Origin of the sequence: Rheinheimera mesophila (assembly GCF_000986865.1) — a bacterium.
In the GTDB taxonomy this organism is placed as follows: Bacteria; Pseudomonadota; Gammaproteobacteria; order Enterobacterales; family Alteromonadaceae; genus Pararheinheimera; species Pararheinheimera mesophila.
On record NZ_LAVS01000016.1, the window covers coordinates 1 to 24,576 of the forward strand.

General features: G+C 48.1%; 28 protein-coding genes and 1 tRNA gene. 15 read left to right on the forward strand and 14 right to left on the reverse strand.

Translation table 11 applies throughout. The features are described 5' to 3' along the window. Together SD53_RS07870 and SD53_RS07875 are read left to right on the forward strand one after the other, a co-directional pair. On the forward strand, positions 1–597 hold a 597-nt coding region (locus SD53_RS07870; RefSeq protein ID WP_046519688.1), incomplete at its 5' end, for a hypothetical protein. Between the two features lie 45 nt (positions 598–642). Further along, positions 643–1,557, forward strand: coding sequence for a porin family protein (locus tag SD53_RS07875; protein WP_046519689.1), 915 nt, complete (start codon positions 643–645; stop codon positions 1,555–1,557). Here SD53_RS07875 and SD53_RS07880 read toward each other — a convergent pair. After that, positions 1,554–2,900 carry a S8 family serine peptidase gene (locus SD53_RS07880; RefSeq protein ID WP_046519690.1) on the reverse strand — a complete coding sequence of 449 codons (1,347 nt, stop codon included), beginning with the start codon at positions 2,898–2,900 and terminating at the stop codon, positions 1,554–1,556. The two genes, SD53_RS07875 and SD53_RS07880, sit on opposite strands and share 4 nt — an antisense overlap. Positions 2,901–3,024: 124 nt before the next feature. On the opposite strand from SD53_RS07880, the gene SD53_RS07885 reads away from it, so the two are divergent. From SD53_RS07885 to SD53_RS07895, 3 genes are read left to right on the forward strand one after another with little or no spacing between them, the layout of a single operon-like run. Beyond that, the gene (locus SD53_RS07885; RefSeq protein ID WP_046519691.1) at positions 3,025–3,513 is read left to right on the forward strand and encodes an RNA polymerase sigma factor; all 489 of its coding nucleotides are present in this window, start codon (positions 3,025–3,027) and stop codon (positions 3,511–3,513) included. Continuing rightward, positions 3,510–4,223 (forward strand): RT0821/Lpp0805 family surface protein, encoded by a 714-nt coding sequence (locus tag SD53_RS07890; protein ID WP_046519692.1) that lies wholly within the window; start codon positions 3,510–3,512, stop codon positions 4,221–4,223. The genes SD53_RS07885 and SD53_RS07890 overlap by 4 nt, the downstream gene beginning before the upstream one ends. Continuing rightward, a complete protein-coding gene (locus SD53_RS07895) occupies positions 4,220–4,705 on the forward strand; it encodes a CC0125/CC1285 family lipoprotein (RefSeq protein WP_046519693.1) in 486 nt (161 codons plus the stop codon). Before SD53_RS07890 ends, SD53_RS07895 begins: the two co-directional genes overlap by 4 nt. A gap of 42 nt (positions 4,706–4,747) precedes the next feature. Here the strand turns inward: SD53_RS07895 and SD53_RS07900 are convergent, their stop codons facing one another. The 4 genes from SD53_RS07900 to SD53_RS07915 all read right to left on the reverse strand — a co-directional run bounded on the left by SD53_RS07900 (position 4,748) and on the right by SD53_RS07915 (position 6,555). After that, on the reverse strand, positions 4,748–5,488 hold the full coding sequence (locus SD53_RS07900; RefSeq protein ID WP_046519694.1) for a hypothetical protein: 741 nt from the start codon (positions 5,486–5,488) through the stop codon (positions 4,748–4,750). 8 nt (positions 5,489–5,496) lie between these two features. Beyond that, positions 5,497–5,739 carry a thioredoxin family protein gene (locus tag SD53_RS07905; protein WP_046519695.1) on the reverse strand — a complete coding sequence of 81 codons (243 nt, stop codon included), beginning with the start codon at positions 5,737–5,739 and terminating at the stop codon, positions 5,497–5,499. 243 nt (positions 5,740–5,982) lie between these two features. Beyond that, entirely contained in the window at positions 5,983–6,258 is a 276-nt protein-coding gene (locus tag SD53_RS07910; protein WP_046519696.1) for a Rho-binding antiterminator, read from the reverse strand. Between the two features lie 42 nt (positions 6,259–6,300). Then, positions 6,301–6,555: a DUF2024 family protein gene (locus tag SD53_RS07915; RefSeq protein ID WP_046519697.1), complete on the reverse strand. Its 255-nt coding sequence runs from the start codon at positions 6,553–6,555 to the stop codon at positions 6,301–6,303. Between the two features lie 142 nt (positions 6,556–6,697). Here SD53_RS07915 and SD53_RS07920 point away from each other — a divergent pair, with 142 nt between their 5' ends. After that, the gene (locus SD53_RS07920; RefSeq protein ID WP_046519698.1) at positions 6,698–7,258 is read left to right on the forward strand and encodes a MarR family winged helix-turn-helix transcriptional regulator; all 561 of its coding nucleotides are present in this window, start codon (positions 6,698–6,700) and stop codon (positions 7,256–7,258) included. Positions 7,259–7,270: 12 nt separating this feature from the next. Beyond that, entirely contained in the window at positions 7,271–7,978 is a 708-nt protein-coding gene (locus tag SD53_RS07925) for a glutamine amidotransferase (protein ID WP_046519699.1), read from the forward strand. 6 nt (positions 7,979–7,984) lie between these two features. On the opposite strand, the gene norR is transcribed toward SD53_RS07925, so the two are convergent. Further along, positions 7,985–9,556: a nitric oxide reductase transcriptional regulator NorR gene (norR, locus tag SD53_RS07930; protein ID WP_046519700.1), complete on the reverse strand. Its 1,572-nt coding sequence runs from the start codon at positions 9,554–9,556 to the stop codon at positions 7,985–7,987. Between the two features lie 208 nt (positions 9,557–9,764). Here norR and SD53_RS07935 point away from each other — a divergent pair, with 208 nt between their 5' ends. Genes SD53_RS07935 through hmpA form a run of 3 tightly spaced genes read left to right on the forward strand, consistent with a single transcriptional unit; the run spans position 9,765 to position 12,513 of the window. Continuing rightward, positions 9,765–10,034 (forward strand): hypothetical protein, encoded by a 270-nt coding sequence (locus SD53_RS07935; protein ID WP_046519701.1) that lies wholly within the window; start codon positions 9,765–9,767, stop codon positions 10,032–10,034. 15 nt (positions 10,035–10,049) lie between these two features. Beyond that, positions 10,050–11,285 carry an NnrS family protein gene (locus SD53_RS07940; RefSeq protein WP_052749304.1) on the forward strand — a complete coding sequence of 412 codons (1,236 nt, stop codon included), beginning with the start codon at positions 10,050–10,052 and terminating at the stop codon, positions 11,283–11,285. 34 nt (positions 11,286–11,319) lie between these two features. Next, positions 11,320–12,513, forward strand: a complete 1,194-nt coding sequence (hmpA, locus tag SD53_RS07945; protein ID WP_046519702.1) for an NO-inducible flavohemoprotein — start codon at positions 11,320–11,322, stop codon at positions 12,511–12,513. A 52-nt stretch (positions 12,514–12,565) separates the two neighbouring features. Here the strand turns inward: hmpA and SD53_RS07950 are convergent. The 5 genes from SD53_RS07950 to rpsU all read right to left on the reverse strand — a co-directional run bounded on the left by SD53_RS07950 (position 12,566) and on the right by rpsU (position 17,388). Beyond that, a tRNA-Ile gene (locus tag SD53_RS07950) sits at positions 12,566–12,642 on the reverse strand. Positions 12,643–12,831: 189 nt separating this feature from the next. Continuing rightward, on the reverse strand, positions 12,832–14,682 hold the full coding sequence (gene rpoD / locus SD53_RS07955; RefSeq protein WP_046519703.1) for an RNA polymerase sigma factor RpoD: 1,851 nt from the start codon (positions 14,680–14,682) through the stop codon (positions 12,832–12,834). A 103-nt stretch (positions 14,683–14,785) separates the two neighbouring features. Further along, positions 14,786–16,510, reverse strand: a complete 1,725-nt coding sequence (dnaG, locus tag SD53_RS07960; RefSeq protein ID WP_046519735.1) for a DNA primase — start codon at positions 16,508–16,510, stop codon at positions 14,786–14,788. A gap of 202 nt (positions 16,511–16,712) precedes the next feature. Beyond that, positions 16,713–17,156 carry a GatB/YqeY domain-containing protein gene (locus SD53_RS07965; protein WP_046519704.1) on the reverse strand — a complete coding sequence of 148 codons (444 nt, stop codon included), beginning with the start codon at positions 17,154–17,156 and terminating at the stop codon, positions 16,713–16,715. 16 nt (positions 17,157–17,172) lie between these two features. Beyond that, a complete protein-coding gene (gene rpsU, locus SD53_RS07970) occupies positions 17,173–17,388 on the reverse strand; it encodes a 30S ribosomal protein S21 (protein WP_031567241.1) in 216 nt (71 codons plus the stop codon). 169 nt (positions 17,389–17,557) lie between these two features. Between rpsU and tsaD the strand changes: the two genes are divergently transcribed. Then, entirely contained in the window at positions 17,558–18,571 is a 1,014-nt protein-coding gene (gene tsaD / locus SD53_RS07975) for a tRNA (adenosine(37)-N6)-threonylcarbamoyltransferase complex transferase subunit TsaD (protein ID WP_046519705.1), read from the forward strand. Here the strand turns inward: tsaD and plsY are convergent, their stop codons facing one another. Continuing rightward, positions 18,572–19,195 carry a glycerol-3-phosphate 1-O-acyltransferase PlsY gene (plsY, locus tag SD53_RS07980; protein WP_046519706.1) on the reverse strand — a complete coding sequence of 208 codons (624 nt, stop codon included), beginning with the start codon at positions 19,193–19,195 and terminating at the stop codon, positions 18,572–18,574. 137 nt (positions 19,196–19,332) lie between these two features. Here plsY and folB point away from each other — a divergent pair, with 137 nt between their 5' ends. Beyond that, positions 19,333–19,686, forward strand: coding sequence for a dihydroneopterin aldolase (gene folB / locus SD53_RS07985; RefSeq protein WP_046519707.1), 354 nt, complete (start codon positions 19,333–19,335; stop codon positions 19,684–19,686). Beyond that, the gene (gene folK / locus SD53_RS07990) at positions 19,686–20,195 is read left to right on the forward strand and encodes a 2-amino-4-hydroxy-6-hydroxymethyldihydropteridine diphosphokinase (RefSeq protein ID WP_046519708.1); all 510 of its coding nucleotides are present in this window, start codon (positions 19,686–19,688) and stop codon (positions 20,193–20,195) included. Before folB ends, folK begins: the two co-directional genes overlap by 1 nt. On the opposite strand, the gene SD53_RS07995 is transcribed toward folK, so the two are convergent. Continuing rightward, positions 20,158–21,402 carry a multifunctional CCA addition/repair protein gene (locus tag SD53_RS07995; protein ID WP_046519709.1) on the reverse strand — a complete coding sequence of 415 codons (1,245 nt, stop codon included), beginning with the start codon at positions 21,400–21,402 and terminating at the stop codon, positions 20,158–20,160. The two genes, folK and SD53_RS07995, sit on opposite strands and share 38 nt — an antisense overlap. A gap of 78 nt (positions 21,403–21,480) precedes the next feature. On the opposite strand from SD53_RS07995, the gene SD53_RS08000 reads away from it, so the two are divergent. Both SD53_RS08000 and SD53_RS08005 read left to right on the forward strand, forming a co-directional pair. After that, positions 21,481–22,389, forward strand: coding sequence for an ExeA family protein (locus SD53_RS08000; protein WP_046519710.1), 909 nt, complete (start codon positions 21,481–21,483; stop codon positions 22,387–22,389). 10 nt (positions 22,390–22,399) lie between these two features. Continuing rightward, positions 22,400–23,227, forward strand: coding sequence for a general secretion pathway protein GspB (locus tag SD53_RS08005; protein WP_046519711.1), 828 nt, complete (start codon positions 22,400–22,402; stop codon positions 23,225–23,227). Positions 23,228–23,235: 8 nt separating this feature from the next. On the opposite strand, the gene SD53_RS08010 is transcribed toward SD53_RS08005, so the two are convergent. Further along, positions 23,236–24,450 carry a cyclic di-GMP phosphodiesterase gene (locus SD53_RS08010; RefSeq protein ID WP_046519712.1) on the reverse strand — a complete coding sequence of 405 codons (1,215 nt, stop codon included), beginning with the start codon at positions 24,448–24,450 and terminating at the stop codon, positions 23,236–23,238. Between the last annotated feature and the right edge of the window lie 126 nt (positions 24,451–24,576).

A 24,576-nucleotide genomic window follows, 5' to 3' on the forward strand; every position in this document is an offset into this window, starting at 1 on the left:
GAGGTAATCAATATGAACACAATCCGCTTAACTTCATTATCTGCAGCTGTGGTTTTAGCATCTTTGTCTGGTTTTTGTATGGCGCAGGCCGAAACGTCAGACCCGGCGACTGCTACTGCAGGAAATACTACAGCCACTGTAACCTTGCAACAGCAACACAATACGGTGGCCTTATCTTCAGGCGCTCCGTCTTTGGGGATGCGTTCTGCCAGCTCAGCTTCCGCTGAAACCAATCATCAGGTCAGTAGCAATCCAGACAGCACTGAACAAAGTGAAGCGCCACTGACATCAGCGGCTTTGTCACAAAGTACAGGCATAGCTCAGCAAAGCTCTGCGGCCTTAAGCACTGTGTTGCCTCAACCTGCTGTGGCAATACCAGAGCTGCCGTCCGCAGACTCAGTGGTACCCGCTGAACTTCCTGCACTGCCTGAATTGGTCAATGCTTCAGCTCAGGCCGCCGTCAGCCAAACCACCAATGCTTTGGTTCAGCAGCAAATCAGCACTGAACTGACAAAAGCTGTGGATGACACCATCAAAGCTGAAGTGGTGAATTCTGTGCAATCCAGCCTGAACACAGTGTTAACTCTGGGTTTATAAGGCAGTCAGGCCAGCGTTCTGCTGGCCTTTTTCCGGAGCATGATGATGAAAACACTGAATTATTTGATGTGTTTAGCACTGGCAAGCCTGTTTGGAACTGTTCAGGCAGGCACCACTGAGATGTCACAGCAGACCAAAGTGACTGGTTATCTGAGTTATGGTCAGAGCTACAATTCCAACCTGAAAACCGCTGAGCTGGATAATGCGTCCGGGCGCTCGGCTTCAGGCCAGAAACTGGAGGCTCAGTTAGCCGCACGTTGGATGCCTGTGCAGCAGTGGACTTTGGATCTCAGTTATACCCATCAGCAAAACAAATGGCAGGATAATTCTGATTTTAATACCAGCTTAGGTTTGTGGTCTGCAGATGTCAGCTATCAGGCCAGCTGGCTGACCCTTGGCAGCAGTTATCACAAAGCTGACGCCAGCTTAGCCAGCGAGGATTTTCTTGCTCTGGAGCAATACAGCCTCTATCTGGCTAAGCTCTGGCAGCAGCGTTATTACTGGCGCTTAAGCCTGAATCAGGCAGACAAGGATTTTAAAGTGTTGAATGACAGAGATGCCAAACAGCAGCAATTGCGCAGTGATTTTTTTGCATTCAGCACCGATCAGTTGGGTTTTGTGCAGTTTGGACTGGCTTATCAGGATGAACAGAGCAGGTCTGAACTCTTTGATTTTCAGGGGCCTTTGGTGCAACTGAAAGCATCGCAACTGTGGCGCCGGGGGACGCAGGAGCATAAGGTGCAGCTGGGCTGGCAATGGCAGCACAAAGATTATCAAATACTGGCTGATGCCGAAAAGCGGGATGACAGGATCCATAGCTGGCAGCTGAACTGGTTATGGCAACTGAATACCTATCTGGCCTTGACAACCCAGCTGGAACATCAGAATTCCGCATCCAGTTTAGCCAGTGCAGATTACTCTCAAAATCTGCTTGGTATGGCAGTGCGTGTCTCTTTTTAATTGGAGCCCGGGCGAAGCAAGCCAAAACCATAAACACTGTCTTTGCCCGGTTCACCTAAATCTATCGCTTGTTGCTGTAACTGAGCTCTGAGTTGAGTGGTGGGAATGCCTGAGGCCAGATGGCAGGCGGCAATAGCAGCCACAACAGGAGAGGCCAATGAAGTGCCGGATTCAACACCAAAACCAACCCCGGCTTTGGCTACAGTGACCGCGACTCCCGCTGCGGCGAACTCAATATAATCCCCTTGATTGGCCCAGCGATAAATATGTTGCTGCTGATCCACTGCTGTGACTGCAATCACCTCTGTATAAGCCGCAGGGTACAAAGCCGCTGCGCCAGGGCCTGCATTACCTGCAGCTGCAACCAAGGCGATACTTTTCTGATCCAGGGCTCTGATGGCATGATGCAACAACGGATGAGCAGGGCCGGTCAGGCTCAGATTAATCAGTTGCACCTGTTGTGAGGCTAACCAATTCAGTGCCTCCAATAAGTGGATCAGAGTTGCACCTTGCTGGTAGGCATTTTGCTGATAAAACACTTCAGCACTATAGAGTTGCGCCTTTGGCAGCAGAGGGTTTAGCTGTGGCCCCTGGCCCATCAGGATGGACGCTACAGCTGTACCATGTTGTGTGCTTTGAGATAAGTCGGCAGGTAAAAAGTTTTTACTGATCAATGCATCCGGACGGGCAAAGGCCGGATGCCGGCGATCAACAGCTGAATCCACCATACCAATTTTTACCGCTCTCTGGCAGGCGCTGCCTGGTGTTGCCAGGTCGGTCACTCCGGCCGCTTCGCCCTGTTGCGGGCTGTAAATGGTGTTGCTGAAAATCTGTGTTCGTATATCTGCAGGCAAAGACTGAAACAGTTCAGGTTTAGTTCCTGCACCTTCAGGCAGTTGGAGCCGGTATAAAGCTAAACCCAATTCAGGGTAATTTTTTTGATCCACTAAATAGCGGTGTAATTGAGGATGCTGTTGCCATTGTTGTGCACTTAACATCAGCAACCATTGACCTTCGACGACTCTGACTCCAGGGGACAATTCGGTTTCCCGCCACAGCAGTTGGTTTTGTGTATTCAATATGGCTAAGCTGGCGGGGAGTTGGCTCACAGGATCCAGGCTGCGGCTTAGCTGTTGACGCAGCTGTTCTGTCGCCAACTTGTCTTTGAGTAGCTGCTGCCTTGTTTGGCGCAACAAAGTTTGATCCAATGTGCTCAGGCGTTCAGCCACCGGCAAATCCACCTGCTGACGCAGTGTGTCGCTCAGTGGAGGCACAGCTAAAAGCTGAGCCTGACCGCCCGGCGACAGCAATAACAAGAGTGCAAAGGTCAGTTTATTTTTCATGGTGATCTCTTCAGCTACAAAAACTATGTACCATAAAAACGTCTGAGCAGAAAAAAAATTCCGGCATGATGGAATAAATCTGTCTGTTGTTTCGTCTCCTTTTTAACAGGGAGTATTGCTGACGATGAAAACTGAATTAAAAACTTTATTACCCCAGCTAAGACGTTTTGCGTTCTCGCTGACCGGCTCTGCTCAGGACGCTGACGATTTGGTGCAGAACACCATAGAGCGATTACTGAATCATCCGCCTGAGCCCCATGTGACTTTGTTGCACTGGTGTTTTCGGGTTTGCCGGAATGTCTGGATTGATGAGTATCGCAGCCGGAAAGTGCGGCAAGCCAGCTCTGATGAACCTGAGCTGCAGGAGGCCAGCACTGATGGTGAAGCGACCATGTTGGCGCAAATTCAACTGACGCAGCTGCAAAAGGCCATGAGCCGGTTACCGGATGAACAGATAGAAGTGCTGAGTCTGGTTGCAGTGCAGGGTTGTAGCTACGCAGAGGCAGCACAAATTCTGGCCTTGCCGGCTGGCACTATTATGAGCCGGCTTGCCAGAGCCCGCAATGCTTTACTGCAAAGTGTCAGGTTATCAGAAGGGAGTTACGGTGTATGAAAATAACAGATGAAATGTTATCTGCATTTCTTGATGCAGAACTTCCTGAATCTCAAATGCAGATGATTCGCGAAGCACTGCATCAGGATGAACAGCTATCCGGGCGTTTGGCGGCTCTGGCTGAAATGGACCTGCTGCTGAAACAGCATGCAAGCCAGATGGATCATCAGGTTGTTCCTGAAAAGCTGATGGCTCTGTTGGATGAACCCACACAGGATAATCTGGTTTCCTTTCCACTCTGGAGGCGTATTACTGCTCTGCAGCCATGGTCCGGTGCAGCAGCTGCCTGTTTGGCTGTTGTCGCAGGTTATAGCCTGGCGCTATGGCAGGCTGAGGACCCATGGGCAGAGATCAGTCTGGCATTGGAAACTCAAGCTGCAGGAGTCAGTTATCCGCTGACCGGAGCGTCAAGACTGACGCCACATTTGACCTTTATGGATAAACAAGGCCGGTATTGTCGGCAGTATCAGGTGAGTAGCTCAGATGAAATCAGTCAGCAATTGGCTTGCCGCAGTGCACAAGGCTGGACATTAGAAGCTATGGTGAATGGTGCAGCGCAAGACAACTCAGGCTACCAAACCGCAACTGGTTCTGTGGTGCTGGATCCTGTGATTGATCGCATGATTTCAGGTCAGGTCGTCAGCTTATCTGCTGAGCAACAATTGATCCGGCAGCAGTGGGTCACTACATCAGATGGAGAGCAGCCATGAAGCTATTGATTGCTGGTATTTTGTTGAGTTTAGCTGCCTGTAGCTCTGTGCCTGAGTACCGCAGCGCCTCTGCGGCCGGATATGGGTACAGTGATACTGAGCTTGGCCCAAATTATCACAGAGTTCAGTTTAAGCTCAGAGGCAAAGATAAAGCGAAAGCTATGGATTACGCCCTGCAAAGGGCTGCAGAACTCACTCTGGCTGAGGGCTATGACTGGTTTGATTTAGTGGCGAAAGAGACACTGGTAGACCGTAAAAACCATGAGGTCACAGCGAGACTCAGCACCCTTCACCATCATCAGCAGATGTCTTGTGGTTTACTCAGTTGCAGCAGTTATTCCCAGAGCGAAAGCATGTCTGAGCCCGATATTGCAACGGACTTCACCGAAGTGAGGATCGATATTCGTCTTGGCAAGGGAGTAAGTCCAGAGGGGCAGACTGTGTTTCAGGCCTCAGAAGTCTTGAAACATATCAAGCAGTAACCAACAGGAGCTCAGGTTGGTTACTGCCGGTTCATCGCAGATTTAGTTTGCTTTTTCCGGCCAGCTGGCAGGTAAAGATAAATCACCTGAAGCCACATCGTAGACATTCACTACGCACAAAAGCGGGTTGTGCAGGTTGGCATTGACTTTCAATGCAGCTGTTACACCATCGTAGTTAAAATCAGTCGGGAAACCCACTTCTTTTAACGGCACCCGGATGGTGACAGTATCTTTTTTCAGGTTGAAATCATAACCCGGTGAGTCGATATAAATCGGCGCGCCCGGCCAGGTTTTTGGCACTTTCGGGGTTTCACCCTGTGGGATATCCCGCACTTTTAAACCTTTAGGGCCACAGCTTTCATCCGGGGTTAACACCACCCAATGTGAATGCCAGTCGTCGCCATCGTTGGCCAGATTGCCATCGTTGTTTTCGTCATACAAAGGGGTGTCATCAAAGTCAGGGTGGGCTGTTAACGCCAGCGCCACTATGCCTTTTTTACCATCAAACCCAATGACTGACGAATCCAGTGTGGTGGGCCAGACATAACTCAGGACTTCTGCTGTGGCAAATTTTCCGCCATTGCTGGCGGGTTTTTCTGAGCCTGCAGTGCCTGCAACCACCTGCTCAAACACCAGATGGGTACCGTCTTTAAAGACCCGGGTGTGAACTAAGTCAAAAGCCGCTTTAGTGGCTGATTTTTCTGCATGAATACCACCTGGGCCATGAGCGAATGCCTGGCTGGCGGCTAAAGCTATGAATGAACTTAACAGTAATTTTTTCATCATTCACCTCAGGCTAAATCTGTGATGGCAGCGCCAAAGTTGATATGTAACACCTGGCCATCAATCACTAAGGCAGGCACTGACTGCACGCCGGCCGCTTTGGCTGTGACGACTTCAGCACTCTGTTCACCTAAATGCACGACATGGATGTGGTATTTATTCGGGTCAATCAGGTTTAACACCGTCTGTTCAGCGCTAATGCAAACAGGACAACCAGCATGGTAAAAAGTAGCGATAGCTTTAGTCTTCATGTTTTGTTTCCTTTAAAAGGTCAGGTTAAGAGTCAGTACCGTGTTGTATAGTTATGAATGTTTCGATTCGATACGTATTATTGTTTTGAATCGAAACTGTGTCAAGGCGGCGTTTTAACAAAACTGAGGCTTATTTGTTAAGGTTTTGATTTTTAATGTTTTATTTTTTGTTCTGTGCGGCTAAACACCAAAAAATAAAAAAGCCACCGGATTGGTGGCTTCTTAGTTATTGGGAGGATAGGGTTAAATAGCGCAGCTTCCGCCTTGCTGTAACCAAATCTCCTGTTGGGGAGCATTGGCATCCAGCACCTCAATACGTTCTATCTGCAGCAGTGGAATTTCCACTTTTTGCCCGTCCTTATCCAGCAGCAGAAATTCTTCCTGTGCTGTACTTCGGGTGTCGCGGGCAATACCCTCAATAGTGCTGCCATCCAGCTGATGGATCAGGACCTGGTATCGTCTCATACAGATAATTTCGACATGATCATGTAAATCACAAGCAAGAATGGCCGGACTCATCAGGCTGCTCCTTTGATCTTGGGTTAATGAACACAGAGCTGCTTAACAGCCCTGTAATTTCAGAATGTAATACCCCTGAGCATGAATAGCTGCAATAACAGCAGGGGTGGCTATTTCGTTATGACAAAAATCACAGCTTTGTTGCTGTACGTCTTCATTATCGTAGCCTTGTTGTTGTAAAAACTGCTGCGCATAAAGTTTAGCCTTCCCTGCATGCTCTGGCGTTACCAATACATCAAAATGCAGGTAGTGGCCATTGGTGGTTTTTACATGGGTGTCAAAAACCTGAACGTTCATAAAAAGCTCCTCAGTTAAATTTAAATTAAGTATCGAGTCGATACGTTATGAAAATAATAGTTTCGCTTCGATACTATGTCAAGCTATACTGTGCAGATAAAATGCAGGTCTAAACCCAGATGCAAGTGCAGGTGTAAAAACTATGGCTTTAAGCTTTTTTGATTATGTTGAACGCATCAACAGTTTGCTGCGCAGCTGGCAGCGGGATGATGCCGAACTTTCTGTGGTGCCGGCAGTGCAGCTCAGCGCTTTGCGTTATCTGAGTATTTGTAATCATTACTCAGACACTGTGATGGGCGTGACCGACTATCTGGGCCTGACCAAAGGCACAGTGTCCCAGTCGTTAAAAGCGCTGGAAGAGCGGCAGTGGATCTACAAAGAGCCGGATCTGCAGGACAAACGCATAGTGCATTTAAAACCAACAGCAGCAGGTTTAGCTGTAGTACAGCAGTTGGTGGCTGTGCAGGTGTTGCAACAGGCGGTAGAGCAGTTGGGGCCTGAACTGGAACAACAACTGACCGGTGCTTTGCATCAACTGCTGACTCAGGTGCAGCAGCAACAGCAGCGCAAAAGTTTTGGTCAATGCAAAAGCTGTCGTTTCCATCAACAGCAGGATGGTTTGCCTTTTTGTGGTTTAACTCAGCAGCCTTTGCCTGTCGCAAGCACAGAGCTGATTTGTCGTGAACATCAGGATACGGCATAGAGGAGAAAATAGATGAAGACGAAACCTTGTGTGGTGATCCGGCATTTGCAGTTTGAAGATCTGGGCAGTTTTGCTGAGCCATTGATGGCAGCCGGTTATCAGCTGCAGTATCTGGATGCGGCTGTGGATGAGTTAACAGCGGCATATCAGGCCGATTTAACCATCATTTTAGGTGGCCCTGTAGGCGTGTACGACACAGCTTTGTATCCGTTTTTACAGACTGAGCTTTTGATCGCCAAACAACGTCTGGCAGAACAACGGCCTTTGTTAGGGGTCTGTCTGGGGGCGCAGTTGATAGCCGCAGCTGCTGGTGCTGCTGTCTATCCGGGCGCTTCTGGTAAAGAAATTGGCTGGTCGCCTGTTCGTTTTACTCAAGAAGGGCTGGACACTGGTCTTTTTGCTGTGGAGAACACGGAGCAGGACATCCCTATGTTTCACTGGCATGGCGATACCTTTGATTTGCCTGCAGGTGCGGAGCTGTTGGCATCCAGTGAAGACTACAAACAAATCTACCGTATAGGTTCACAGGTACTGGCCTTTCAATGCCACCCTGAACTGGAAGGCCAGCGTATCGAACAATGGTTGCTTGGCCATGCCGCCGAATTAGCGGTCTGGCCTTTGGCAGATTTAGCGAAAATCCGTCAGGACACCCAGGTTTATGCCCCGGCTTTACGTCAGTTTAGTCAGCAACTGCTGACGCGCTGGCTGGATAAGCTGTAAAACGACTTAGCTACGCACTGTTTTTTCGACTTTAATACCTAAACGTTTGGCAAGGCGGGCCAGATTGGCTCTGTCTAGATCCAGCTGCTTCGCCGCCAGACTCCAGTTGCCGCCGGTTTGGCTTAAGATTTGAATAATCTGCTGTTTCTGAAATTCTTCAGTGGCCGTTTTCAGGCTTAAGCCGCTGCTGTGGAGCTGAGGCAAAACGGCTGGTGGGTTATGAGTGGCTGAAACTGCGCCCTCTGCCAGCTCCAGATGCTGCGGCAACAGGGCAATAATATCCTGAGCTTTGGCTTCTTTTCTGGCTTTGAGCGCAGCGCGGCTAATCACATGTTCCAGCTCCCGCACATTGCCAGGCCAGTTGTACTGCAACAACACAGACTGAGCAGCAGTACTGAGTTTTAGCTGACGTATGCCCAGTTTGCGGGCTGTCAGTTCGAGAAAATAACCGGCCAGCAGCAGTACATCCTGTTGCCGTTCTTTTAAAGCCGGCACAGTAATGGGATAGACCGACAAACGATGATACAAGTCGGCGCGAAAATGACCTGCTGCCACTTCAGCAGCTAAATCTCTGTTGGTGGCGGCTATCACCCGCACATTCACCGCTTTTACGTCATCTTTGCCGACTGGCTGAATTTCGCCACTTTGCAGCACCCGCAATAATTTGCTTTGTACGCTCAGTGGCAGTTCCCCGACTTCATCAAGGAAGATAGTGCCGCCGTCAGCCAATAAAAATTTACCAGGTCTTTCCCGCTCGGCGCCGGTAAAAGCACCTTTGGCATGACCAAACAACTCAGATTCAGCCAGGGTTTCAGGTAAAGAAGCACAGTTTAAATGCACCAGTTGCCGTTTCGCTCTTCTGGATAACTGATGCAGAGTTCTGGCGACCAGCTCTTTACCCACACCAGTCTGGCCCTGAATCAGCACTGTGTAATCCGAACCCGCCACCAGTTGAATATCACTTTTCAGCGCCAGCATGGCCTGGCTTTGACCTATCAGCTCGCCACCATCCCGGATCAGGGCTTCATGGGTCAGTTCTTCAACCAAATGTTGCGCCTGCAGCGCCTGTTGTTCGAGTTTTTTCAGCTGAATAGCGGTTTTTAGGGTTGCTGCCGACATAGCTGCAATCAGCTCTAAAGTCCGTTCTGCTATCGCAGAAAAAGCATCAGGTTTCAGGCTGTCCAGCGTCAGCACTCCTATCAGTTGACCATCTGAATACAAAGGTAAACCCATACAGGAATGCACTGGCAAATCACCGGCCTGCGCCAGTAACAAGCCATCGTAAGGATCGGCCAGTTCAGTGTCGGATGGAAAACGCACCGGGCTGCTGCTTTGGCAAATAATCGCCAGGCGTGGATGGTCCTTTAACCAAAAACGACGGCCTAAGGTATCAGCTGTTAAGCCCTGAATGGCCAGTGGCATCAGCAGCTCCCCCTGATAAGAGAGCAGCACCACAGCATCGCAGTTAATAGCTTTACGCACAGAGCCCAGCAAACGGTCAAAGCGATCTGTAGTAGTGATGCTGTTCGCCAGATCCAGCGCTACTTCCAGCAACAAGGTGGAGTTAAGTTCAGCCATGGCAGCTCCTGCTGACAACTAGAGTACTTAAATTGTGTCACAAAGAATCTTGTTTGTCATTTTGACTCTTTTTATCTGTTGTCATTATGACTCTTTTTTTTGCGTATTTTATATTAAATTATTGATTTAGTTCAAAAAAATAATTGGCATCAGAACTGCACTATATAAGGAAACCAAACCGGAGTCAGGGACTCCACAGGAGCTGATGATGTTTTATGTTGCCCAATTGTTTAGTAATGAAAAACTGTCCACCTCTGACAAATTTGAAGTCTTGTTGCTGGGGGCCAATACGTTATTAGCTTTGTCTTTTAGTGTACTGCTGGCGACTGTGCTGGTCTGTTATCCGCTGTCTTACCTGTTTTCGTTTGAGCTGCAGCTGGCAGGGCATGTCACTATGATTTTCAGCGCGACTTTGGTGAAAATTGCCTATGTCTGCCGCTGTATAGCTCAGTACGAACTGCATAAAGAAGTGCGTTAGGTTGTGAATAAAAGAATGAGCCAACGTCCTCCTTTGATCAATATCCATTGGCCTGAACAGACCGAAGCGGGCAAGCGAAAAGCTTTATCGGCTTATCCGTTGTTTGCTTTGGCATTCAGGCCTTTTTTTCTCTTTGGTGCCTGTTGGGCTTTGCTGGCAATATGTATTTGGGCCTTGTGGTTTAGCGGCCTGATGTCGTTTCAGTTTGGTTTTCCTGCAGCTCTGTGGCACGCCCATGAGATGTTATTTGGCTTTGGTGCTGTGGTGGCTGTGGGCTTTTTACTTACGGCAGCACAAAACTGGACAGGCTTGCCCAGTCTATCGGGCAAACCACTGTTGTTATTAACTCTGCTATGGCTGACGGCTCGTTTTAGCTTGTTATTCGCCCAATACACTCCGCTGTTGTGGCTTTTTATCGTCGCTCAACTGCTGTGGTGGACTGGTGCTATTTACAGCCTGGCGAGCTTGCTGATTAGGGCAAAAAGCAAAAATAACTATCTGTTTATTCCGCTGTTGTCTGTGATGGCTTTGCTGAATACGATTTTTATTTATGCAGCTGCAACAGAGCGGTTTGCCTCGGCTTCACATTTAAGCCATAGCATGGTCCTGCTGTTTAGCATCCTGATGGGCATAGTCGGCGGCCGGGTGATCCCATTTTTTACCGCCAGAGCTTTGGGATTGGAGCAAAACAAAACGCCGCTGCTGGATAAGTGGTTATTGTCTTTGTCGGCGTTTGGCACCGTTTGGTTTATTACTGATTTTTTTGTCCAACTGCCGCTTAAAGCGGGCTGGTTGATACTGCTGGTGGGGTCTTTGCATCTGCTGCGTTTATCTTTCTGGACGCCATGGAAAATCTGGGCAGCCCCTTTGCTGTGGTCCTTACAACTGGCTTATCTGGCCTTGGCTTTAGGTTTAATCCTTCTTGGTATCAGCGATTTAACTCAGATACTGGTATTTAAAGATGTGTTGCATCTGCTGAGCATCAGCGCTATGGCGGGCATGATCCTCGCCATGATGGCCAGGGTGTCTTTAGGCCATACAGGCCGGGTACTGCAGGTGGGCAAAACTATCACTGTAGCTTTTGCTTTGCTGTTGCTGGCTGGCCCAGTGCGGATGTTGGCCAGCTTAGCTGGGGTTCCTTTGTTGTTCTGGCAAGTTAGCGCTGTGTTATGGCTGTGCGCCTTTGCAATTTTTATTCGGTTTTATTGGCCTGTTCTGACTCAGCCTCGTGCTGATGGCAGACCGGGTTAGTTTCTGCTGTTCTAACTGATGTAATGAGGTTTTTATGTTATCTGCGCAAACCATTGCCATTGTCAAAAGTACTATTCCATTGTTGGAAAGCGCTGGAGTGGCCATCACAAACCATTTTTATCAACGGATGTTCAGGCTGAATCCAGAGCTGAAAGATATTTTTAATATGACTAACCAGCACAGTGGCCGCCAGCAATTTGCTTTATTTAGTGCTATTGCCGCTTATGCCAAAAATATCGATAACCTGGCTGTGCTGACTGAAACTGTGGAGCGAGTAGCGCATAAACATACCAGCTTTTTTATCCAGCCAGAGCACTATGGTATTGTCGGCCACCACCTGATTGAAACGTTACGTGAGCTGGCTCCTGATGCATTTACGCCAGAAGTAGAGCAAGCCTGGACCGAAGCTTATGGTGCACTGGCGACTATTTTTACTGGCCGTGAGCGTCAGCTGTATAACCAGACCGAACAAAAGCCGGGTGGCTGGTATGGCCCACGTCGTTTTAAAGTGAAAGAAAAACTTTCTGAATCTGAACTGGTATCCAGTTTTGTGCTGGTGCCTACAGATGGCGAAGCAGTAGTGGATTACCAGCCGGGTCAGTATTTGGGGGTGAAAGTAAAACCTGCGTATTCTGATTATTATGAAATTCGTCAGTATTCGCTGTCAGATAAGCCCAATGGTCAAAGCTATCGGATCAGTGTCAAACGTGAATTGGGTGAGGTAGCTGGTTTAGTATCCAACTATCTGCATAACCATATTCAGGTGGGAGACGAGCTGGATATTCTGCCGCCAGCTGGTGATTTTTTTCTGCAATCGGCTCATTTACCTACAGTGCTGATCTCCGCTGGTGTGGGGTTAACCCCTATGCTGTCGATGCTGGAAAGCATAGTAGCGTTAAAACAACAAACCCCGGTGTTTTTCCTGCACGCCTGTGAAAACCAACAACAACATTCCTTTGCACAGCGTATTTCGCAACTGCAACAAGACTACCCCTTACTGCACAACTTTACCTGGTACAACAAAGCTGAGCAGAACACAGCGGCCACTCAGTTTACTGGTTTGATGGATCTGAAAGCTGTCGCTGCCCAGTTGCCGCTGCAAAGTGCCAACTTCTACCTTTGTGGCCCTACAGGTTTTATGAAGTTTGCCAAAGATCAGTTACTGGCTTTGGGTGTGGCTTCGGCACAAATTCACTATGAAGTATTTGGGCCGCATAGCGACTTATAAGCAGCACTTAATTCTGCTGATAAAAAAATACAGAGGAAAGATTTGAGATAAATGGTGGCCCCACCTGGACTTGAACCAGGGACCTGCCGATTATGAGTCGGATGCTCTAACCAACTGAGCTATAGGGCCATTTTAAACAGGCTTTAAGTATACGAGTCCAGGGGCTGAACTCTTTAAAGCGCAGGCAGTATAAGAAGTTTTTCCGCTGTTGTCACCGCTTCGTGACACAGACTTTGTATCGATTGCCTACTTTTTATTCGCTTCTGATTTGTTTCTATAAAAAAGGCACCGTCAGGTGCCTTTTTTATATCTTTGGTTCTACTCGTCGAGGAAGCTTTTTAACACTTCTGAACGGGAAGGGTGGCGCAGTTTACGCAACGCTTTGGCCTCGATTTGACGGATACGTTCCCGTGTCACGTCAAACTGTTTGCCCACTTCTTCCAGGGTATGGTCGGTATTCATATCGATACCAAAACGCATACGCAGTACTTTGGCTTCACGGGCTGTTAAACCGGCCAACACTTCGTTGGTGGCGGCTTTTAAGCTTTCCATGGTGGCTGAATCCAGCGGTGATTCGGACGTGCTGTCTTCAATAAAATCGCCCAGATGCGAATCTTCATCATCCCCTATTGGTGTTTCCATAGAGATTGGTTCTTTGGCAATTTTCAGCACTTTACGGATCTTGTCTTCCGGCATGCCCATACGTTCGGACAATTCTTCCGGAGACGGCTCACGACCCATTTCCTGCAACATCTGACGTGAAATACGGTTCAGTTTGTTGATGGTTTCGATCATATGCACAGGGATCCGGATAGTACGGGCCTGGTCAGCGATAGAACGGGTAATGGCCTGACGGATCCACCATGTGGCATAAGTTGAAAACTTATAACCACGGCGGTATTCGAACTTGTCGACAGCCTTCATCAAACCGATGTTACCTTCCTGAATTAAATCAAGGAATTGTAAGCCGCGGTTGGTGTATTTTTTCGCGATAGAAATAACCAGACGTAAGTTCGCCTCAACCATTTCTTTTTTCGCACGACGGGCCTTGGCTTCACCAATCGACATACGACGGTTGATATCTTTAATTTTAAAGATCGAAAGACCGGTTTCTTCTTCAATTTTTTTCAGCTTTTCAACGCTGCGATACAACTCATCACGCATCTCAGCCAGTTTGGCTGAATAGGGCTTGTTGGCTGCAATTTCGGCGTCGATCCAGGCTGTTGAGTTTTCATTGCCGCTGAAAGACTTCATAAAGTTTTTCTTTGGCATTTTGGCGTACTCAACGCAGTGCTTCATCACAATACGTTCCTGGACGCGGACGCGGTCCATCATTTCACGCATGTTTTTGACCAGACGGTCAAATTGTTTTGGCACTAAGCGGAAGCAACGGAATACTTCGCTGAGTTTTTCAATTTCATCTTTGGTGGTCGGGTGCTCACGGCCGTTTTTGACGATCGAGCTGCGAGTTACTTCGTATTGGGTGCGAAGTTCTGCAAACTTCTCACGTGCCATTTCCGGATCAGGGCCAGTGTCGCCTTCATCGTCGGCGTCTTCTGATTCATCATCATCGCCAGAGATATCGGCGTCTTCATCGGCCAGTTCATCTTCTGGTACGTCTGAGCCAATATGAGTGGCTGTTGGTGGTAAGTCGTCCGCTTCGTTAGGATCGATAAAAGCGGTGACTATGTCACTTAAGCGAATTTCTTCGGCTTCGAATTTATCCCACTGTTCTAACAGATAGGTGATGGCTTCAGGGTATTCAGCCACAGAGGTTTGAACCTGATTGATACCATCTTCAATCCGTTTGGCGATGTCGATTTCGCCTTCACGGGTTAACAGCTCTACAGTGCCCATTTCGCGCATATACATGCGGACCGGATCTGTAGTGCGACCTAACTCTTTATCCACACTGACTAAAGCCTGAGCAGCTTCTTCTGCGGCGTCTTCATCCGGCGCAGCATCAGACATGATCAGGTCATCAGCATCCGGTGCTGTTTCAAACACCTGAATACCCATGTCATTGATCATACGGATAATGTCTTCGATCTGATCGGAGTCAATAATATCTTGTGGAAGATGATCATTAACTTCAGCAAAGGTCAAATAACCTTGCTCTTTACCCTTTAAGATCAGGAGTTTTAGTTGCGACTGAGGATTGTGCTCCATAGAGGCTGTTCTTCCACCCAAATAGTTAGTTCAAAAATGCGAATTAGCGATTATAACAAAGCGCGGCTTTTCTAGCCACCGCGCAATGACGGCTTACTCACGGTTATTTGCTTTTAAAAGCTTTTAACAGCAACACAAATTCGTGTTTCTCCGCTGTGGTTAGTTGCTGCAACATATCTTTACGTTGCAACTCTTCCAAACGTTGACTTAGATACTGATCTTCAATAGACCGGAACGTATCCATAAATTCTTGGGTTAACTGCTCTTCAGCAACCTGATGATCCCACAGCGCCAGTTTGACCAAAATATTGTATTCAGGCGTATCGCGCCAATGCTCCAGCAGTTGTGCTGTGGTCAGTTCAGGTTGAGCTAACAACCTTTGCTGTAAGGTCAGTAATAGCTGAATACCAGGTAAATTCGCCTCTGCCAGTTCCGGCGCCACAGGCATCACTTTGGCAAGCGCAGGGTACTGTAATAACAGAGCTATAGCCCGGCGCATCGGCGTAATTTTTGTTGCCACAGGCGCTTTGCTCTGCACCTTAGCCTGGCTTCTGGCTGCTGTCTTGTGCTGCGACGATTTACCAACCAGCGAACCTAAAGTCTCAAACAAGGCATCGCGATAAAATTCACTTGGAATTTGTTTAATCAACTCGTTGCCTTTGACCCACAGGGCGGACTTGCCAGCATCAGTGTTTAAATCTAATTCTTTGGCCAGATGGTCAAATAAATACTGACCTAAAGGCATGGCCTGTTCCAGACGGTGTAAAAAGGCCTCTTTGCCTTCTTTTTGTACCAGTGAATCCGGGTCTTCGCCGTCCGGTAAGAATACAAAATTCAGTTCCACGCCGTCTTTTAAATGCGGTAAGGCGCTTTGTAAAGCGCGCCACGCCGCATCACGACCTGCTCTATCGCCGTCGTAACAGCAGGTGACAGTACTGGTCAGGCGGAATAAGGTATGCATGTGATCTGGGGTCGTGGCGGTGCCTAAACAAGCCACAGCAAAAGATATTCCTTGCTCGGCCAGACCCACCACATCCATATAACCTTCAACAATCAGCACCCGATTCAGCCTGTCCTGGCTTTGTCTGGCTTCATACAAGCCATAAAGTTCACGGCCTTTATGGAAAAGCCGGGTCTCAGGTGAGTTTAGATACTTAGGCGTACCTTCACCTATCACCCTGCCGCCAAAACCTATCACTCTGCCGCGTTTATCCCGGATCGGAAACATCAGCCGGTCACGGAAAAAATCGTATTCACGCCCCTGATCATTGCGGTTGATCAGTTTAATCTCAAACAGCTGATCCCGGGCTGAACGTGAAGCACCGAGTTGTTTCAACACAAAGTCCCAGCTATCTGGTGCGTAACCTATACCGTATTTTGTTGCTGTGGCTTCTGATATTCCACGTTTCTGTAAATAGGCTGCAGCATGAGCTTGTTGCTTCAGTTGTTGCTGGTACAAATCTGCCGCTTTTTGCATCTGGCTATAATCGTCGGCCTGAGCTTGCGGATAGGGCTTACCACTACCTTGTTCGCGTGGTATCTCTAAATGATGTTGTTTGGCCAGTTCTTCAATGGCTTCGACAAATTCAAGCTGTTCATACGCCATCATAAAACTGATGGCATTGCCGTGAGCGCCACAACCAAAGCAATGGTAAAACTGTTTATCGCTACTTACGGTAAAAGAAGGGGATTTTTCGTTATGGAAAGGGCAACAAGCCTGATAGTTTTTACCGGCCTTTTTTAACGGAACTCTGTGATCAATCAGTTCTACTATATCTGTACGAGCTAATAAGTCGTCGATAAAGTGTCTGGGGATTTGTCCTGCCACCTTTTTCCTCATCTACTGATATAGACCCAAGCAACTTGATGTTGCAGGGAGGCGACAAGCTCGTGAGACCCAGCAGCATAGGCGCACTATCTGGCCGGGACGAATGAGCGCAGTCAACAAAGCTGCAGCTTCAAGTACGACGGGTATACAGAAAAAGACAAGCCGTGCTAAGAGCACGGCGTGCAGTAGTTCAGCTAACAGCTTAACTCAAACGAGCTTTAATCACCTGACTTAAAACGGCCATATCAGTACGACCCTGAACCTGTGGTTTTAAATGAGACATCACTTTCGCCATGTCTTTTATTCCAGAGGCTGCAACAGCAGTAATCGCCTGTTGCACTAAATCATCCAGCTCAGCCTGAGATAAGGCTTGTGGCAAAAACTGTTCTACGATTACGATTTCTGCTAATTCAATATCAGCTAAATCTTGCCGACCTGCTGCACTGTATTGACTGGCAGATTCTTTGCGTTGCTTTACCATTTTGGTAAGAACAGCAATGATATTGGCGTCATCTGGCACCATCTGCGAGTCAATGTGACGTTGTTTGATTTCAGCTAAGGCCAGACGAATAGTACCCAGACGCAATTTGTCTTTGGCACGCATCGCATCTTTTTGCGCTTCCTGTAGCTGCTCTAACAACGCCATAGGTCAGGCAATAATCTTAGTAAAGCTTGATGCGACGAGCGTTTTCGCGAGAAAGCTTTTTCATGTGGCGCTTAACAGCAGCAGCTTTCTTACGCTTACGAACCCAAGTTGGCTTCTCGAAAAATTCTTTAGCGCGTACATCAGCTAATACGCCAGCTTTTTCACAAGAGCGCTTGAAACGACGTAAAGCTACGTCAAATGGTTCGTTTTCTTTTACTTTAACAACAGGCATTAAATTCTCACCTCGGTCAACTCTGGTTAGTGTCTAACCAATACGATTAAAAATGGTGCGGCATTTTACTCAAAAGCCACTCCCAATGTAAAGCAATAAGTGTTGTGCTGGTGATGATGCTCGGATCCCAGTACAATTCGCCGCGTAGCATATAGGTAAGGGGAGCAAAATGCGAGTACTTGGCATAGAAACATCATGTGATGAAACCGGCATCGCTGTGTATGACGAAAAGCGGGGTCTGTTAAGTCATGTGTTGTATAGCCAGATCCCTCTGCATGCCGATTATGGCGGGGTAGTGCCTGAACTGGCTTCGCGTGACCATATCCGAAAAACATTGCCGTTAATCCAACAGGCATTAAAAGAAGCGGGTTGTGAAGCTTCCGATATTGATGGCGTGGCATATACCGCAGGTCCGGGTTTGGCAGGTGCTTTGTTAGTGGGGGCTGCCATAGGCCGCAGTTTAGCTTTTGCCTGGGGCAAGCCGGCGCTCGCCGTGCATCATATGGAAGGCCATTTGCTGGCACCTATGCTGGAAGAAAATCCGCCACAGTTTCCTTTTATCGCTTTGTTAGTGTCGGGCGGTCATACCCAACTCGTGCGGGTAGATGGCATAGGCCAGTATCAGTTATTGGGTGAATCTGTTGATGACGCAGCGGGTGAAGCATTTGACAAAACAGCGAAATTAATGGGACTTGATTATCCGGGCGGCCCTTTGCTCGCTAAATTAGCCACCCAAGGCCAGGCTGATAAGTATGCCTTTCCACGCCCTATGACTGACAGACCGGGTTTAAATTTCAGCTTTAGTGGTTTAAAAACTGCAGCGGCTAATGTGATTGCAGCGGAAGGCAAAAGCCCGGAAGTGCAGGCGGATATCGCCGCATCTTTTCAGCAAGCCGTAGTCGATACGCTGGTGTTAAAGTGTCGTCGGGCGTTAAAAGAGCAGCGCTTAAAGCGTTTAGTGGTGGCAGGGGGGGTCAGTGCTAATACGTCGTTACGTCAACAGCTCGAAGTGTTACTGAAAAGCTTAAAAGGTGAGGTGTATTACCCGCGTAAAGAATTTTGCACCGACAATGGTGCCATGATTGCGTATGCTGGCTTTCAGCGCTTAAAAGCGGGGCAGCAGCAGGATTTAACTATAGGCGTCATACCCCGTTGGCCTATGGAGGAGCTCCCCGCGCTTTAATTACTCTTGTTCAGGATCCTCTGGTTTGGCTTTTCGGTTTTTATGCCAGACCTTGGTTTCCTGACCATGCCAGAGCCTGATGATATTGTCTTTGTGACGGACAATAATCAGCAAGCTCAGCATGGAAACCGGAATGGTATACAGAGGTTTGATAAACCAGGTAAACACAGGGGCAAGACCAACAGTAACAAGAGCGGCTAAAGATGAATAGCCCGTTGCGCCCACCAGCATCATCCAGGTAGAAATCAGCAAGCCCGCCAAATCTAAACCAATAGGCATCATACTGCCAAAGGCGGTAGCCACAGCTTTGCCGCCTTTAAAACCAAAAAACAGCGGAAATATATGGCCGAGGCAGGCACAGACTGCAATCATGCCCAGATAAAAGGCTTCCACCCCTAAGAAGTACGACCCCCAGACCGGAATAGTACCTTTGAGCACGTCAAACACTAAAACTAAAGATGCGGGAAAAGCGCCCCCTAAACGCAGAACATTGGTGGCACCTGGATTGCCTGAACCATGAGTACGTGGATCGGGCAGCCTGAAAATTCGGCTGACCACAATAGCAGACGAGATTGAGCCACTTAAATAAGCAAGCAGCATCAAAATCGCTATGGTAGGGGTCATGGATTAAGGTTCCTCAGTCCGGCAAAGTACGCTAAAATCGCGTCCTGTTTAATAAGCTGCTCAGAGTATAGGCTTTTTCAGTCTTTGCCTATCCGACCAGCCTACCTGAAACAAGTCTTTAACAAAAGCGGAAATCTATGACGGATATAGTTTTTATCAGGCAATTCAAGGTTCAGACCGTAATAGGGGTGTATGAATGGGAAAAAGCGATACAGCAGACGCTGGAGTTTGATCTGGAGCTGTCGACCGATATTCGTCAGGCCGCTGCGACAGACGATTTACAGTACACTCTGGATTACAGCGCCGTATGCTCTGCTATTGCAGAGCTTTGTCAGCAACCTCATGAACTGATTGAAACTGTGGCTGAAAAAGTTGCAGCCATGGTACTGCAGAAATTCGAAACTAAAGCGGTGAAAGTGACGATCACTAAACCTGCTGCGGTGCCTGCTGCAGCGGGCGTCGGTGTTTCTATTTGCCGCGGGACCTGGTAATGGCACTGATTTATATCAGTATTGGCAGCAATATAGAGCGTGATTTGCATATACGTGCTGCTTATCTGGAACTTTGTGCTCTGTTCGGCGAAATTCGCTGCTCTGCTGTGTATGAAAGTGAAGCTGTGGGTTTTAGCGGTGATGCCTTTTATAATCTGGTGGCAGAGGCCAATACTGATTTGTCTGTGGCTGATTGTGTGGCCGCTTTTAAAACGATAGAGCAGAAATATGGCCGGCCTGCCACATCACCTAAATTTTGTGGTAAACGACTGGATTTAGATTTGTTGACCTACGATCAATGGGTGTGCTCAAGCCCTGTTGAATTACCGCGCGATGAAATTACTAAAAATGCCTTTGTGTTACTGCCCTTATCCGAACTGGCGCCAGAACAAATCCATCCGCTGACAGGCTTGAGCTATCAGCAGATGTGGCACAACTACCGGGAAGACCAAAAACTGTGGCCCATTGAATTCAACTGGCCGGATGCAACTGTTGCCACTGCTGTTTAGCCAGGCTTATAGCCTCAAGTCGGGCTTTCGCTACTTCCTGTTTTATCGCCTCACCCTTTAATCCCAAGGCCACTATAGCTTTGATATCAACAGTCCGGGCCGCTGTTGCTAATAGTCTTACATAATCAGCCTGAGGGTAACTCGCCTGCTCAAAGCCGGTGCGCCCCCGTAAATCAGCCATAGCACAAAGCAGTAATAGCTCCAATCGCTCAGGTTTACGCCACAGGTCTATGCCATCGAATAACTTTTGTACAGTAACAGGGCGCAGCTCAAAGGCTTTATGCAGCAACTGATGATATTCACAGGCCAACAAGGCCAAATCACGGCAATCGTTCGGCACCTTCAGACGGCTGCAGAGTTCCTGCACCAAAGGTAAACCACTGTGCTCATGGCCATGATGCTTCGGCCATAAAGCCGGGTCTGTAGTGCCTTTGCCCAGATCATGACACAGCGCGGCAAAACGCACATCCAACCGGTCAGACAACAACGCCGCTTGTTTTAACACCAGCATAGAGTGGATGCCTGTGTCTATTTCCGGATGCCACTGTGGTGGATTAGGCACACCCCAGAGTTGCTCCAGCTCTGGCATCCATACTTTTAACGCACCGCATTGATGCAGTAACTCAAAATAAGCTTGCGGGTCTTGTTCTGTTAAGGCCCGGGACGTTTCCTGCCAAACCCGCTCTGCGGTTAAATGCTCCAACTCACCACTCTTACTCAGCTCTGTCATGAGCTGTAAAGTCTCAGCAGCAACAGTAAAACCTAAGTGAAAATAACGGGCATAAAAGCGGGCAACCCGCAGCACCCTAAGTGGGTCTTCACTAAAAGCCGGGGAGACATGCCGCAGAACTTTAGCCTTCAGATCAGCAATGCCGCCATAGGGGTCGTGCAACTGACCTGTATCATCTTTAGCAATCGCATTGATGGTTAAATCACGGCGCTGCAAATCCTGCTCTAAAGTGACATCCTCTGCAAAATAACAGGCAAAGCCGGTATAACCCTGACCTTGTTTGCGTTCGGTGCGGGCTAAAGCGTATTCCTGTTTGGTTTTTGGATGCAAAAACACCGGGAAATCTTTGCCTACAGCCTGATAACCCAACCCCAGTAATTGTTCAGGGGTAGCCCCGACCACCAGCCAGTCTTTATCTAAGGCCGGGTAACCCAGTAACTCATCACGAACAGCACCGCCTACCAGATAAATGTTCAAAGCTTTCCTGCTCCCTGTTTTTTTGCCATTATAACGCCTTGCTTACAATTGTCGCCCTAACTCAGCAGCGGGAAGCTTATGTACACCGGATTTTTCGGTTTAACCAGTCAGCCTTTTTCGATAGCACCTAACCCGGACTTTCTGTTTTTAAGTGCCCGTCATGCCGAAGCGTTGGCGCATTTGCGCTATGGTTTGGGCGAAGCCGGTGGTTTTGTGTTGCTGACGGGCGAAGTGGGTACAGGCAAAACCACAGTGTCCCGTTGTTTATTGCAGGAACTGACAGACAAAACCGAAGTCGCTTTTATTTTAAACCCCACCTTAAACGAGCTGGAGTTGCTGGCTGCGATTTGTGATCAGTTAAAAATCCGCTACAAAAAATCCGACGCTAGCTTAAAAATGCTGACGGATAAAATTACCAACCGCCTGATGAAAAACCATCAAGCTGATAAAAATACCATTTTAATTATCGACGAAGCCCAGCATTTACAGCCAGCCGTGCTGGAACAACTGCGGCTGTTAACCAACTTAGAAACCAACACTAAAAAACTACTGCAGGTGATTTTAATAGGTCAGCCTGAGTTACAGCAGTTGCTGCAGCGGCAGGATTTACGTCAACTGGCGCAGCGGATCACGGCGCGTTATCACCTGATGCCTTTAACTGAGCAGGAGGTGCAGCAATACGTCAGTTACAGACTGCAGGTAGCGGGGTGTAGCAGGCCTGTGTTTACAGCCTCTGCAGTAAAAAAATTATTTCAGTTATCTGGTGGTATTCCGCGTTTACTCAATTTAATCTGCGACCGCGCTTTGTTAGGGGGGTATAGTCAGCAAAAGGCTTTGATTGATGCAGCTCTGGTCAATCAAGCGGCCTCCGAAGTGCTGGCAATTAAACCTCAAGCGGAAAAAGCGGTCTGGCCTGTCTGGTTATGGCCTGTATTCACGCTGCTGGCTTTGGGTATAGGTGCAGGGTTATCTGCATTCATTTGGTAGGAATCTGTTTATGTCGTTATTAATGGATGCGTTAAAGCAACAACAGCAAGTGCCTGTGACCGTGGTAAAAACGGCATCAGGCCATGGCTGGCGTATCGCCGCTTTAACCTTGTTAGTGATTTTAGGTTTAGTACTGGGCTTTTTTATCGGTCAGTATCAATTTGAGCAAAAACAGCCTGTATCGGAAGTGGTGGTTGCGCCGGTTCAGGCTGCACCTGCTGTTGCCAATGCGGCTGATATTGCGCTGGAGCTGCAACTGGCGGCCGATCTGCTAAAACCAACAGAGCCTGTGCAACTGGACGAAGTACCTGAAGATGAACCGCAATTGGTGGTATCGGCTAAACGCGGTGAGAAAGTACTGGGACGCGCCACTGACGATGGAACTGAAGACGACTTCGTCGACTTTGAGCAAATGCAGGAAGCTGATCTGCAAGACGAATTAACTCCTGTTGAGGAGTTATTGCCTGCCGCTGAACTGGAACAATCTGAGGTCTCCGCAGAGCTACGTGGTAAATTCGAATCGGCCCTGGCGGCAGCGGATGGAAGCAGTGGACCAGAACAAGATATTCATTACCATGATGCACCGGCCGTGGATATCAATCAGTTGGATGACTTGTTACAGCGTCAGTTGCCAGCCTTGCGTTTTGAAGCTCATGTCTATGCTACAGATGCCAGACAACGTTGGATTAAAGTCAACGGCAAAGACTTACAACAAGGCCAGTGGGTAACCGCCGATATTCAGGTGAAAGAAATCTTACCTCAGTATGTGGTGCTGCAATTTAATCAGTTGCAGTTTAGTGTTGAAGCCTTGTCCGACTGGAGTTATCAACGCCGCTGATGGCTTGGTTACTCCAGCACCGATTGGCGGAAAAAACGGATCATATCAATGCCAAAGTCTTCTGGCATCACCGCACCTTCGATCTCCAGATCGACTTTGTTACTGGCCAAATCCAGCACTGAAACTTCGATATAACGTCTGAATTTGCAGTGATAAAACACTTTGACGATGGGCCGCAGCGGGTCTTGTTCATTGGCTTTAAGCACTATCCCCAGCTTTTCATTACTCAGTTTCACCAGTGTACCCGCAGGATGAATGCCAATAGCTTTAATAAACTGGGCCAATAGCACAGGATCAAAACTCTGTGGCGATTCACGTTTTAGAATTTTCAGCGCTGAAATACCGGTCTGGCCTTCTTTGTAGCAACGTTGTGCTGTGATGGCATCGTAGGTATCGACGATAGAAATCATCCGGCCATACACTGAGATTTGCTGATCGGCCAGGCCATAGGGGTAACCTTTGCCATCCAATCGCTCATGGTGCACGGCAGCCACCTCAATACTGATTGGGCTTAAACCAGGTATTTTTTGCAGAATTTCATGGCTGTACACCACATGGCGGCGCATTTCGGCAAATTCTTCCGCCGTCAGTTTACCTGGCTTATTTAAAATGCTGTCCGGCACCAGAATTTTGCCTATGTCATGCAATAAAGCGCCTGTCGCCAGTTGTTGGATCAGCGTTTCGTCAAACTGCATTTGTTTGGCAAAAATAGTCATCAGAATAGAGACATTAACTGAGTGCTCCAGCAGGTAGGCGTCTTTTTCACGAATACGGCTGATGCAGAGCAAGGCGTCCTGATTACGAAATACCGAGTCGATAAAACCCGTGGCACAGTCCTGGAACTGTTGCAGGTTCAGCTCACGCCCCGCCTGTATATCGGCAAAGGCTTTTTTCTGCAGCCCCTTGGCTTGTTGGTACAATACATTGGCTTGGCCCAGTTCCTGCTCAAAACTAACTTTTTCGCGGCTTCTGGCGGTAATGGGTAGCTGGACTGGTTCAGACTGTGCTGCGGTTCCTGTTTTTGGTTGTTCCAGAGTTTTACTTAAATCCACCACCAGTTCCAGCACGCCTTTTTTCTTTAGCTGCTCTATCACTGCTTCAGTTCTGGCCCAGCCTTGAGTTTTGATTTCGACATTGCCTTTTTGTTTATGCACAGACACCACATACATGCCTGGCTGTAACTCGGTAATGCTAAGAACTTTAAGCTGAGCTGGTGCTGTCATAGGCGTACTCTGGAATTGCCGAAGTTCGGAAATTCGTTAATAAGTGTAAATATGAAAAAAATGATACATTATTTTCAGGCAAAAAAAAAGCCCGCAACAAAGCAGGCTTTATGTCCATGGACGGAC